At 59.4% G+C, this 11,744-nt stretch carries 10 protein-coding genes; 4 read left to right on the top strand and 6 right to left on the bottom strand.

What is annotated here, in order from left to right; all coding sequences use genetic code 11:
- Window positions 1-74: 74 nt before the first annotated feature.
- The 3 genes from LI953_RS07795 to LI953_RS07785 all read right to left on the bottom strand — a co-directional run bounded on the left by LI953_RS07795 (window position 75) and on the right by LI953_RS07785 (window position 3,995).
- Window positions 75-1,283: an aminopeptidase P family protein gene (locus LI953_RS07795; RefSeq protein WP_227075481.1), complete on the bottom strand. Its 1,209-nt coding sequence runs from the start codon at window positions 1,281-1,283 to the stop codon at window positions 75-77.
- Between the two features lie 484 nt (window positions 1,284-1,767).
- Complete coding sequence (locus LI953_RS07790) at window positions 1,768-3,189, bottom strand: cytosine permease (RefSeq protein WP_227075480.1); 1,422 nt, start codon at window positions 3,187-3,189, stop codon at window positions 1,768-1,770.
- 35 nt (window positions 3,190-3,224) lie between these two features.
- Entirely contained in the window at window positions 3,225-3,995 is a 771-nt protein-coding gene (locus tag LI953_RS07785) for a creatininase (RefSeq protein ID WP_227075479.1), read from the bottom strand.
- 492 nt (window positions 3,996-4,487) lie between these two features.
- On the opposite strand from LI953_RS07785, the gene LI953_RS07780 reads away from it, so the two are divergent.
- A complete protein-coding gene (locus tag LI953_RS07780) occupies window positions 4,488-5,372 on the top strand; it encodes a LysR substrate-binding domain-containing protein (protein ID WP_227075478.1) in 885 nt (294 codons plus the stop codon).
- A 79-nt stretch (window positions 5,373-5,451) separates the two neighbouring features.
- Here LI953_RS07780 and LI953_RS07775 read toward each other — a convergent pair whose 3' ends face one another.
- The 3 genes from LI953_RS07775 to LI953_RS07765 form a co-directional block, all read right to left on the bottom strand.
- On the bottom strand, window positions 5,452-6,015 hold the full coding sequence (locus LI953_RS07775; RefSeq protein ID WP_227075477.1) for a cytochrome b: 564 nt from the start codon (window positions 6,013-6,015) through the stop codon (window positions 5,452-5,454).
- A 4-nt stretch (window positions 6,016-6,019) separates the two neighbouring features.
- Window positions 6,020-6,721, bottom strand: coding sequence for a VIT family protein (locus LI953_RS07770; RefSeq protein WP_227075476.1), 702 nt, complete (start codon window positions 6,719-6,721; stop codon window positions 6,020-6,022).
- A 135-nt stretch (window positions 6,722-6,856) separates the two neighbouring features.
- Window positions 6,857-7,795, bottom strand: a complete 939-nt coding sequence (locus tag LI953_RS07765) for a MurR/RpiR family transcriptional regulator (protein ID WP_227075475.1) — start codon at window positions 7,793-7,795, stop codon at window positions 6,857-6,859.
- A 290-nt stretch (window positions 7,796-8,085) separates the two neighbouring features.
- On the opposite strand from LI953_RS07765, the gene LI953_RS07760 reads away from it, so the two are divergent.
- From LI953_RS07760 to LI953_RS07750, 3 genes are all read left to right on the top strand, one after another.
- Complete coding sequence (locus LI953_RS07760) at window positions 8,086-10,401, top strand: TonB-dependent receptor (protein WP_227075474.1); 2,316 nt, start codon at window positions 8,086-8,088, stop codon at window positions 10,399-10,401.
- 93 nt (window positions 10,402-10,494) lie between these two features.
- On the top strand, window positions 10,495-11,169 hold the full coding sequence (locus tag LI953_RS07755) for a MotA/TolQ/ExbB proton channel family protein (RefSeq protein WP_227075473.1): 675 nt from the start codon (window positions 10,495-10,497) through the stop codon (window positions 11,167-11,169).
- Between the two features lie 7 nt (window positions 11,170-11,176).
- Complete coding sequence (locus LI953_RS07750) at window positions 11,177-11,590, top strand: biopolymer transporter ExbD (RefSeq protein WP_227075472.1); 414 nt, start codon at window positions 11,177-11,179, stop codon at window positions 11,588-11,590.
- Window positions 11,591-11,744: the final 154 nt, after the last annotated feature.

Here is an 11,744-nt window from a genome sequence, read left to right as displayed (position 1 = left end):
CTCCCCATCCGTCGTTTTCAAAATTTAAAGCATTGCGGCGTGGCGGAGCCTTGAACCCGCCACGCCGCGGGACATTACTTCACGATCAGGTGCTCAGGACCGTAGGGGAAACCGGTGATGTTACGGTTGCCGCCCTCGGTGATCACGAGAATGTCGTGCTCGCGATAACCACCGGCACCCGGCTTGTCCTCGGGGATGGTGATCATCGGCTCCATCGATACGACCATACCCGGCTCCAGCACGGTGTCGCAATCTTCGCGCAGCTCGAGCGCGCCCTCGCGGCCGTAGTAGTGGCAAAGCACGCCGAAGGAGTGGCCATAGCCGAAGGAGCGGTATTGCAGCAGCCCCTCGGTGGCGTACATCTCATTCAGTTCCTTCGCCACGTCGGAGCATTTATTGCCCGGCACCAGCAGGTCTTTGCCGCGATCATGCACACGGCAATTGAAGTCCCACAGACGGATATGCTCGTCGGTCGCGGTCTCCGCGAACAGCGTGCGCTCCAGAGCTACGTAGTAGCCAGCCACCATCGGGAAACAGTTCAGGCTGAGGATGTCGCCGCGCTCGATCTTACGGCTCGTGACCGGATTATGCGCGCCGTCGGTGTTGATGCCGGACTGGAACCAAGTCCAGGTGTCCATCAATTCCGCATGCGGCCAGGTATTCGCGATTTCACGCACCATCGTCGCGGTCGAGTGCAGCGCCACCTCATGCTCCGGCACACCAACCTTGGTCGCCTCAACGCAAGCCGCACCGCCGATATCGGCAATCTTCGCCATCTTGGTGATGTGCTCGATTTCCTCAGCCGACTTGATCATACGCAGACGCTGTGCAGGATAGGCAATGTCAACAAATTCGATGGTCGGGAACTCGGCCTTGAGCAGGTTGAGCAGGTCAATGTTGACGTGGTCGAATTCAATGCCCAGACGCTTGACACCACCAACCAACTGGCGGACGGCGTGGAAATAATTATCCTTCTGCCAGTCCGTATAGGTGACATTACCGCCAAAGGTGCGGCGCCAGGGCTGGCCACCATCAATGCCTGCCGAGATGCTGGTCGAGTTGTTGTGATCGACGAGCAAGCCATAACGGCGGCCAAAATAACAATACGTGAAATCGGAATAATAGCAGATATTGTGATACGACGTGAACAAAGCCGCATCAATCTTATTCGCCGCCATATGGTTGCGAATCGAGGTCAGACGCCGGGTCATCTCACCCGCCGAGAAGGTCGGCTGTACCTTCACGCCATTATTCGTGAAATCCTGTAAACGCTCCCGTTCCATAACCATTTTCTCCGTTAGATTTTTTCATCGCCGGCGCATCCGCCTGGGCTTAAATTGTTAAGTATTCTGGAAAACGTCAAATGATAAGTTTTCATCGACAAGATGAGTTTTTCTCTTTTGAGAACACATCAATCGCTGCGACGCTCAACACTGAAATCACAAGTAAATACCAATGAAATTCAGAATATTTCGATTTGTTTTTACATCGCCAGGCGATCAAACTCATGCAATTTTCGCGTTTAATCTTCGGATCATTTTACCGCGATCAAATAAAGAGCAGCCGGACACGTCGTGTCCGGCTGCAAAAAATCAAACTGATATCGACGACTCGACTGCTCGATCGCTTTTTCATATCCCGTGTCAGGGCACGATTGATTATCGTCTATAGTCAGCCGATCTCTGTCGTGGAAGACGAACGATCATTCGCAGATCTATCCATCTCCACCAAAAACAGTCGACTAAACCAACTCGGTGTTTCCATGCATCATCCACGAACCTCCGCAAACGCTCCAGCCTTATATTTAGATTTCGCCAACGCCCAATAAACCAGGGCAGCGGAAAGTATACCGGCTTCGAAGCTCAGATCTCCCCACCCCAACACATTCGTCATCAGCGGGCTTGCGTATGTTTCTGAATTAGAAAAAACGAGCGACATGATGATGCCCGCCGCGAAAGCGGTAACACCGGGCCAGAATATGCCATTGCGATACCAATAACGCCCGCTACCCCATTTCATCATATCGACCGAACTGTAATTTCCGTCACGCATGAAGTAGTCGACAATCACAATTGCCGCCCAGGGGCCGGTCCAGAACACCATGTAATTTAAGAAGTTCTGATAGACATCGAAAAACTCGCCATAATACACAACCGCGACACGAACACACACGGTAAACAAGGCAATGACGGCCAGAGAGACAACACGCGTCATGGGCAGGCGCAGAGCAAGCAGCCCAAGGCTGGCAGTGTAACCGTTGGGAACATTGGCCGCGACACCGCCAAATATCACGGCGATCAGCAACGGCACCATGAACCAGGTCGGCAGAAAATGTCCAAGCTGGCTGACAGGATCATTGCCAAGGTTACCACCGACGGCAATCGCAAACACCACGCCAATGATCTCACACAGCGTAAGGGAAACAAACTGGCCGAGACCAGCGGAGAGGGCAATCTTCTGCCAGCTCATTGTGGGCGGGAAATACCGGCTGTAATCGGAGGCAAAATTCGTCCAGCCAATCGGGTAGGATACGATGATCCCCAGCGCCACAAGCCATGCGCTGAACGTGCCTTGATGAGAGTTGAACGTCAGCATCTGCTGCATCGGCACGTGCGGCACAACGAAGTATGCCAGGCCCAGGAACAGCACCGCCAGGACCACGGCAATGAGACCCTCAGCCGCGATAATCGTGGCGTGACCGTAGACGGCAACAATGATCTCTGCCGCGAGAACGATACCAAGTGCGACCCACACGGCGCTATGCCCGGTATATCCGGCGATATTAAATAGCTCATTAAGCGCTTGCGTCGCGACAATGGAGTTGATTGAGAACCAACTCAGAGCTGATACGACGTTGACGATCTTTGGCAGCATAGAGCCCAACTGCCCGAAGCTGACCCGCGATGTCATCATCCCCGAGGTGCCCGTTCTCGGGCCTTGGATCGAGGTGAGACCAACCATCAGGCAGCCAATCAGATTGCCAAGCAAGATCGCGGTCACGGCTTGAACGAATGTCACCCCCACCGACAATGCGAACGCGCCTGTGACGATGACGACGTAGTTGACGTTGGCGCCGACCCATAATTTAAAAAGTTCAAACGGTGATCCGTGACGATCCGTGGTCGGTATCGGGTCGATGCCGTGCTGCTCTATCGCGCCAACCTTGTCTGACTTTATCGTATAACTCATTACGTTTTCCTCCGATTTTTTTGTGTTTTGTCGCTTTATGACGGCTGCCACCACGGCTCGTGCTTGAGAGCCTCCGATATCCCCGCCACCGTCACGTCGAAAAGGATCTGACCTTTTTCCGCGGTCGCCGCCGCGGGCGAAGAAAGGCAACCCGATTCTGGGGTCCACTCCGGAATTGGCGGGAACACGGTATAGGGCGGGAATTTTGCCGGTGCCTGAATGGGCGCCAGCGACATATCGACCATTTCCGGCTTCAGATGCAGCATCAGCGATGTTTCGAGTATGCCGCCATGCTCGACATCCCATCCCGTGAAATCGTCAGGAAAAACCTTCTTGATCGTCTCCTGCGTCACGAAGTCCCAGTAGGAGATGATGATCACCCGAAAATCATCTATGCCGCTCCATTTGAGTTCCTGAATTGCGAGCTCAACCCCCTCGGTAGCGAAGGGAAGATTTTCGTAATGACCGTTGATCACAGCAATCCGGCGCACGCCATGGCGGCCAAACTCCTTCAGGACATCCTTCAGCGCGAGGCTCAGCGTGTGCCCGTCCAGACTGGTGGTGCCACACATATGATTGCCACCACCACTCTTCTGCTGTGACTTGGCGCCATATGCGAAGGCCGGCGCGACGAGAGCGCCAATATTCCTTGCCACGGCGCCAGAAATGGCAGAGGGGATGACCACATCCGGGTTCATCGACATATGCGGCCCGTGTTGCTCTAACGCCCCCAACGGAATCAACACGGGCTGGCGCTCGTCAACCACGCGGCGGCGGTATTCGGTCCACGCCAATTCATCGATCATCACGTTAACCATAAGAACATGTTCCTCGTATTGAAAACGGCAATCCGCCGTGTCGCGCGTTTTATCTTAATTGACCGGTTATTGGCCCGGCTTTCTGCTACGCGTTGCCATAAAAGACGCAAAACGTTGTCACGCCTGAAAACCCCGCCCCCAGCACACAACGATAAGGCTGAAGCGATTCGTTCAGGCTTGCTCTGGGAGAGCGGGAGCTGGCTCACGACCACTTGTTAGCAATAGATATTTTCTTTTGTTTGTAGACTTTTCCATTTCCCGTTTAATCCTTGCTTGCTTAACTCTTGCACCGGAAAATCCGGCCCCCCCCCGGCCGCAACATCCACCGGAGACATCGGAAAACCGTCGTTAGCGTTGGCGCTGCGGATATTCCCAAGGCGTTCAGGAGCTGCTATATTTAGTTTTATTCAATATAAACCGCTTGTCAAAGGAGAAAATCTCACCGTATAGTGAGAAAATCTCAAGAAAAAGGGGCCGAGGGTGGGGTATGCGCCGTTAAACGCTCTAAAGGTATTTGACGCGGTGTTCCGGCATGGAACGTTCTACGGCGCTGCCGAAGAGTTGAGCGTCACGCCATCAGCGATCAGTCATCAGATGCGACATCTTGAAGAATGGCTCGGGATAAGTCTGTTCGAGCGGCGTGGAAAGCAGCTTAAGTTTGACGCTCACGCGGTTTCGTTGGCCAGCGCGCTGCGCCTCGCGTTTTCCGACATTGACCGCGCTTGCCAGGAGGTGCGCCGAAAAAACAAAAACCAGCAACTAACGGTTGCGGTTATTCCCTCGGTTGCGATTTGCTGGCTGATCCCCAGGCTCCCGCTCTTTCGCGAGCTTGAGCCAAAAATCGACCTGAAGATTATTTACGCCATTTTTGGCCATGAGATTAACTTTGAGGACGTTGATATCGCGATTATTTATGCGAGAGACATGCCCGTTGTGCCGAAGATGCATGCGATACAAATCCTGTCCGGCGCGAGCGCGCCAGTTTGCAGCCAAAGTTTTGTCGACAGCCACCCAAGATTGAACGACGCCGGCGATGTTGCCCGCTGCAATCTGCTACATGATACAGATACGGGAGGCTGGCGCGCCTGGCTTGGCGATGCCTACCCGGTGAAGACCGGCGCGGCCGCAGACATCATCTTCGAGGATTTCAACCTGCTGCGGGCCGCTGTGCTTGCGGGCCAAGGGATTGCGCTTTGCCCCACAGCCATCATCCAGGACGATCTGGAGACCGGCCGCCTCGTTAAATTATCCGATCGTACGATCAACAATGAGTATAATTATTTTGCGGTCTGCCGGGAGTCACTCGATATCGGCCCTGTCAGTATTTTCTTCGAGTGGTTAAGTGGCGCGACAGGATCGGCATAATGCCCGATCTCACGGCCCCGCGCGGCTGTCGCCGCGTACGCCGAGCCGGGCATTCATGTCTCCCCTCCATCGCGCCAGGTTAGCGTCCCGGCATCATCCGCCGCAGCACGTCATCACGCATCAGATAATGATGCACCAGCGCCATGGCGGCATGTGCGCCTGCGAGGATGATGATGCTCCACGCCGTGATGTCATGGATCTGATCAACCCATTCGCCGGTAACCTTCGAGAAAGTGCCAAAGGGCGATGGAATCAGCAGCCCGAACAGGGTTAGCGGATGATTGTCGGTCCAGCGCGTGAACACCCCCAGGATGATTTCAGCCCCCAGCAGGAGGTAAAGCAAGCGGTGCATCAAGCGTGCCGCGCGGCTGGCGAGATCCGGCCCATCGTTGAAATGCCGCCGCCCTGGCGTGGCGCGCCACAGCAGACGCGCTCCAAACACCGCCGCCAGCACCAACCCAAAGGAAATATGCCCCACGATCATCAAGTGCCGGGCCGGTTTGGGGAAGAAATCCCAGGTTTCCGCGAGCAAAAACTGTAGCACCACCAACGCCGCGGTAAGCCAATGCAGAGCGATGGTGAGGCCGTCATGGCGCGTGGCGGACAAGCTGGCGGCACTCGGTGTTATCTTCATCATCGTCATGTTCTCAACCTTGTGTTGCCACACCAAACAAATGGCCGATCCCTGTGGTTGCGGCCATCGCCAGCGCGCCCCAGAAGGCGACGCGAAGAGCCGGCTTGGCCATGGGCGCGCCGCCCGCCCTGGCACCCACCGCCCCCAGCAGCGCCAGAAACAGTAGCGCGCCGAAGCCAATGCCCGGCATTAGCCAGGGCATGGACAACACCACCACGAGAATCAGCGGCGCGGCCGCCCCGATGGAGAAGGTGGCCGCCGATGCCATCGCCGCCTGAATCGGATTCGCTGTCGTCAATTCGGAAATGCCGAGCTCATCGCGCGCATGGGCGGCCAGCGCATCATGCGCCATCAACTGCAGCGCGACCTCCCGCGCCATCCCGGGCTCAACGCCGCGCTGTTCATAGATATGCGCCAGCTCCGCGACCTCTAAGGCATGCTCCGTGGCCAGTTCGTGCCGCTCCTTGGCCAGGGCCGCGCCTTCGGTATCGGCCTGTGAGCTGACGGAGACATATTCCCCCGCCGCCATGGCCATCGCCCCCGCCACCAACCCCGCCACACCGGCCACCAGCGCATCATGCCGAACGCCGCCAGCCGAGACGACGCCGAGAATTAGGCTGGAGGTGGAAATGATGCCATCATTGGCGCCGAGCACGGCGGCGCGCAACCAGCCAGTGCGTTCCATCAGATGGGTCTCGATATGCGTGCGTCTCATCGTCACTCCTGGAAGCCGGCCTGCCGGCGGCATCGTTATAAGCACAATGAACCATGTCGCGCCACGCCATAGCCACAATGGAGAGGCAACAGCGAGATACGAAATGTTGCGCCTTATTGCCCCCGGCGGCGGCGTTCAGTCCGCGCCCCCCCGCGAGCCCGGACGGCCGAGCGCCGCGCGCAAGGTGCCGAGCCGCGCGAGCGTGCGCATGGTGCGCTCGCGGCTCGCCGCCGCCAGCCCCATCACCAGCGCCTCCAGCGCCACCAGTGTCGCGCCGTGCAGGGCCACACGCTCGGCGCGGCCACGCCGGGCGGCGATAACGGCCTGTGCCGCGGTGGCAATTTTCGAATCTGGCGTATCCGTAACCAAAACGATAGGGATCAGGGCTTGCTGCGCCTCGGTCACCACCCGCAGCACCTCCCGGTATGGCTCGCCATACGACAAAATCAGCAGGCCGTCGCGCGCCGAGAGGTCGAGCAACTCATCGGCCAGAGCGAGCCCCCCCTGGCCGATCACCTTGGCTGCCCGCCCGTGCCGGCCCAACAGGATCCGCAAATATTCAGCCAGCGGGCGCGATGGCCCCGCGGCATAGATGACGATCCGCTCGGCCGGGTGCAGCACGCGGATGGCGGCATGAATCTGCGCGCGCGCCTGCTTTGTCCGCAACTTCGCCAACGATTCCGCGTGCGTGTCGATGACGAGATCAGCCACCTCCTCGCCGCCCGTCTCGCCATCCACCTCCGCCAAGGTCTGGCGCATTTGGCTCACCGGCGCCGAATGGCTGGCGATGGACGCCGCAATGGACTGGCGCAGTTCGGCCAAGCCGCGAAATCCCAGGGCCTGCACGGCGCGCACGACCGACGCATCGGATGTGCCGATCATGCCCGCCAGTTCCGCTGCCGAATGAGCGAGAACGGCAACCCGGTTGCGGTTGAGAAAATGCGCCACGCGCAACATGGCGGGCGGCATGCCGGCCTCCAGCGCGCCCAGCTGCGCGGCAAGACGGTCGGGTGGCTGCTCGTCCCCACCGGACGTGGACGGAACCGGCAGGGCTGGCTTGGCCTTTTGCGTCATTATTTTCGTGTCCTGGACATGCGCATGATCCATCCCTCTCTGCCACGACCGTCGGGGCGGCTGGCATTTTTCCCCATGCCAAGCCGGCACCGCGGATTTCTGTAGCACATACTACGTCAATATCCCCGCCGGTTCCAGCGCGAAAGACCGCGCCGCCGCCCGACCTAATCCAAGACCTTCGCTACTGTGTCACACGGCCGCAACAAAAGAATCACCAAGTCGTAAATTTCACACGGCAGAAAGTTTGGTAGCAGCCGCTACGCTTACGCACAACAGGAAGGAAGATAAACATGTCTGGTCTCTGGGGAACCCGGCGCCGCGCCGCTCTGCGCAGCGTCTGCTCGCTGCGCTGTCTGTATTTGGGGCTTGGCGGCGCCATCGGCATCGCCGCCGCACCCGCCATGGCGCAGACCGCCAGCAACGCGCCGGTCAATCTCGACCTCGGCTCCGTTCTCTCCGTGGGCACGGGCAGCGCCGCCGATCTCGTCAACACCCCCGGCACCGCGCCTTATGAGGCGCCGTCGAAAGCGCCGCTGAACGCCTCGCAGCCGACATCGCAGGTGACCAAGAACACCATCTCCAACATGACCACCGGCACTGAGAGCTACGTGACCATCGCCACGCTCACCCCGTCGGTCTCCGCCATCAGCCCCAACGGCCCCGGCCTGCAGGAGGCCAACGGCCCGGTCATGCGCGGCTTCCAAGATGGCCAGTACAACGTTACGTTCGACGGCATTCCCGTTGGCGACTCCAACGACTTCACGCATCACTCCACCTCGTTCTTCACCAATCAGCAGATCGGCCAGGTGATCGTGGACCGCGGGCCCGGCACGGCTTCGACCGTGGGTGACGCCACCTTTGGCGGCACCATGTCGATCCGCACCATCGACCCCACCGCGCAGCGCAGCATCACGCCCTATGGCGAATGGGGCAGCTGGGGCACCAACATCGGCGGCGCCACGCTGAACACTGGCGCCATCCAGAGCGCCAATGGCGCCTCCGCCGTGGTCGATGCCGAGCACATCGCCAGCAATGGCGGCAAGACCAACACGCCGCAGGAGCGCACCAACTTCTTCGGCAAGGTCGTGATCCCCGTGGGTACCAGCACCACGGTAACGCTGCTGGCCGATTACAACCGGCTGTTCCAGAGCTTCGATACCGGCGCAACCTCAGACCAGATCGCGCTGTTCGGCCCGGATTACGGCAACAACACCGACCCCACCAGCCAAGCCTATTACAGGTACAACACCGACCATATCACCAATGATATGGAATATATCGACGTCCAGTCGAATTTCGGAAATGGCTTTCTGTATGACGGCAAGATCTACACCTACGGCTATTACCATCACGGCCTGAACGGCGCCGATGCCAACGGCCAGGGCCTGCCCGGCCAGCCGCTGCCCGCTGGCGCTGTTCCCAATCTGGTTGCCTACACGCCGGGCGGCGCCTTGGTGACCGGCGTTCCCGGGCAGCAAATGATGATGGACTACCGCTCGGTCGGCACCATCCAGCGTCTGGAAAAGGATTTCGCCTGGGGCGACCTGATGGCCGGGTTCTGGTTCGACCATCAGGTGAACACCCGCTTCCAGCAGGAAGTGATCCTGAATGCGGGCAACGTGCCCAACTATTCCAATGGCACCAACCCGATCGACCGTCTGCAGCATAATCAGCTCTACACCTTCCAGCCTTACGGCCAGTTTGACTGGAAGCCGATCGACGGGCTGACGGTGACGGCGGGCGTGAAATACGCGATGTTCCGCCGCGCGCTGAACGCCCCCGTGAACCAGGGGACCGGCTTGGCCCAGGGCTTCGACCATACCTGGGGTAAGGCACTGCCGTCGGTGGAATTGAAGTACAGCTTCAATCCGAACCTCTCGGCTTATGTGCAAGGGGCGGAGGGCTTCCTCGCGCCTAATCTGAACACGCTTTACATTGAGAACCTGAGTTCCACCACCTTCAAGCCTGAGACCACGATCAACTTCCAGGGGGGGATGGCTTACCAGGATCAGCACCTTGCGCTGTCAGGCGACATCTACACCATCCACTTCGAAAACTTCTTGGAGAAGGTCGGATCTGGGGCCAACAAATATTACACGAACGTCGGTGGCACGATCTATCGTGGCATCGAGGGTGAAGCGGCTTACACCTTTGATTTCGGCCTGACCGCTTTCGCCAATGCCGGCTATAACCAAGCCTTCCGCACCTCCACCAACATCCAAATCACCCAAGCCCCGCAGGGCACGGCCAATTTCGGCCTGATCTACGACCGCGACGGCATCTACGCCTCCGTCATCGACCAGTGGACGGGTGGCGAGTACTCCGGCAACACCGGGATCGGCGCCTATGCCAGCAGCCCTGCCGGCGGCAAGTCTCCGGGCGGGTGGTATGATCCGTACAACGTCGTTAACCTCGCCGCCGGGTACACGTTCAACCACCTCAGCCCCAACCTGAACCAGGTGAAGCTGAAAGTGAACGTCGACAATATCACCAACAATCAGAGGGTGATCTTCGACAACGGCACCGATGCCGCGGGCCAGCTCTGGTACTACACGCTGCCCGGCGTGTCGGCCTTCGTCAGCCTCTCTGTGCCCATCAACTTCTAAACGTCCCACCCCGCGGAGTCTGGCGACCGCCAGGCTCCGCCATTTATTTTTCGCAGGCGGGGCAAATCCCCGCCCGGCGACAGGAGACCGGATATGACGCTTTCTTATATCGTTTACCTCGCGAATTATTCGGACGGGGTTTTGTATATTCTCGCCGCGCTGCTGCTGGTGGCGCTGGCCGTAATCCTCGACCGCTTCTGGTCCCTGCGCCGCACGATCGTGTTCGGCCAATCGGTGATCCGCGCCACGGCTGAGCTTTCCACGCTACGCCAGGGCGAACTTGCGGCGCTGCGCGACACCGCCGGCAAGCTCCCCGAGGCCGCGCTGCTCGACACCGCCGCCCGCCATCTCGGCGCCGATGCCGCGACCATCGCCGGGCATCTCGATGAGGCGATCATGCTCATCGCCCCCTCACTCGACCGCCGCCTCTGGGTGCTCGACACCGTCGTCACCCTCGCGCCGCTGCTCGGCCTGTTCGGCACCATCATCGGCATGTTCCATGCCTTCAACGTGCTTGCCCAGCCCGGCCACGCTCCGGCCGAGGTCACGGGCGGCGTCGCCGACGCGCTGGTCGCCACCGCCTTCGGCCTGTTCATCGCCATGCTCGGCCTCACCGGCTTCAACGCGCTCTCCAACCAGGTGCGGCTGATCGTGCATCAGCTGGACTCGCTGAAGACGATGATCGTCAACCGCCTCGGCACCACACCGGTAGCCGCCGTCAGCCATGCCGCCGCGCCGCACAGCGCGCCCGCTTACGCCACGGTCTGAACCCGCCATGAATATGCGCTATTTCGAGCGCCGCAAGGCGCGCATCGAGATCATCCCGATGATCGACGTGATGCTGTTCCTGCTGGTGTTCTTCATCATCGTCACGTTGCAGATGATCCCGAATGCCGGGGTCAGCCTGCAACTGCCCACGGCGAGCCAGACCGACCAGCTGCCGCATCCGAAATTCATCGTCAACGTGCTGCCTGACGGTACGATGAAGGTGAAGGACCAGGTGGTAACGCCCGCTCAGCTTACCGCCATGTTCGCCGCCGACGGCAACCCGGCGCAGACAGAAGTGACGATCGCCGCTGACAAGACAACGGCGTTTCAGAACTTCATGAGCGTGATCGACGCCGCGCGCAAAGCCAACGTCACCGATATCGGGATCGCCGCGCAGCCTGTGCCGGATGGTCAGCCATGACGTCGGATGACGGAATCTGGCTGAAACCGGAAGGCGATGGCCGCCGCTTCATGGCGGCCCTGGGCGTGGGGCTGCTGCTGGAGGCCGCGGCGCTAGGCGTGCTGCTGCCAGCGCTGGCCAAGCAAGAGCCTCCCGCGCGCCAGCCTGCGGTGGT

The organism is Acidocella sp. KAb 2-4, assembly GCF_020567705.1.
In the GTDB taxonomy this organism is placed as follows: domain Bacteria; phylum Pseudomonadota; class Alphaproteobacteria; order Acetobacterales; family Acetobacteraceae; genus Acidocella.
This window is presented reverse-complemented; position numbering and strand designations above follow the sequence as displayed.

Coding starts and splice junctions, on each gene's coding strand:
- LI953_RS07765 (WP_227075475.1), bottom strand. CDS start 7,795: ATGACGCAAAAGGCCAAGCCAGCCCTGCCGGTTCCGTCCACGTCCGGT.
- LI953_RS07770 (WP_227075476.1), bottom strand. CDS start 6,721: ATGAGACGCACGCATATCGAGACCCATCTGATGGAACGCACTGGCTGG.
- LI953_RS07760 (WP_227075474.1), top strand. CDS start 8,086: ATGTCTGGTCTCTGGGGAACCCGGCGCCGCGCCGCTCTGCGCAGCGTC.
- LI953_RS07775 (WP_227075477.1), bottom strand. CDS start 6,015: ATGACGATGATGAAGATAACACCGAGTGCCGCCAGCTTGTCCGCCACG.
- LI953_RS07755 (WP_227075473.1), top strand. CDS start 10,495: ATGACGCTTTCTTATATCGTTTACCTCGCGAATTATTCGGACGGGGTT.
- LI953_RS07750 (WP_227075472.1), top strand. CDS start 11,177: ATGAATATGCGCTATTTCGAGCGCCGCAAGGCGCGCATCGAGATCATC.
- LI953_RS07795 (WP_227075481.1), bottom strand. CDS start 1,283: ATGGAACGGGAGCGTTTACAGGATTTCACGAATAATGGCGTGAAGGTA.
- LI953_RS07785 (WP_227075479.1), bottom strand. CDS start 3,995: ATGATCGATGAATTGGCGTGGACCGAATACCGCCGCCGCGTGGTTGAC.
- LI953_RS07790 (WP_227075480.1), bottom strand. CDS start 3,189: ATGAGTTATACGATAAAGTCAGACAAGGTTGGCGCGATAGAGCAGCAC.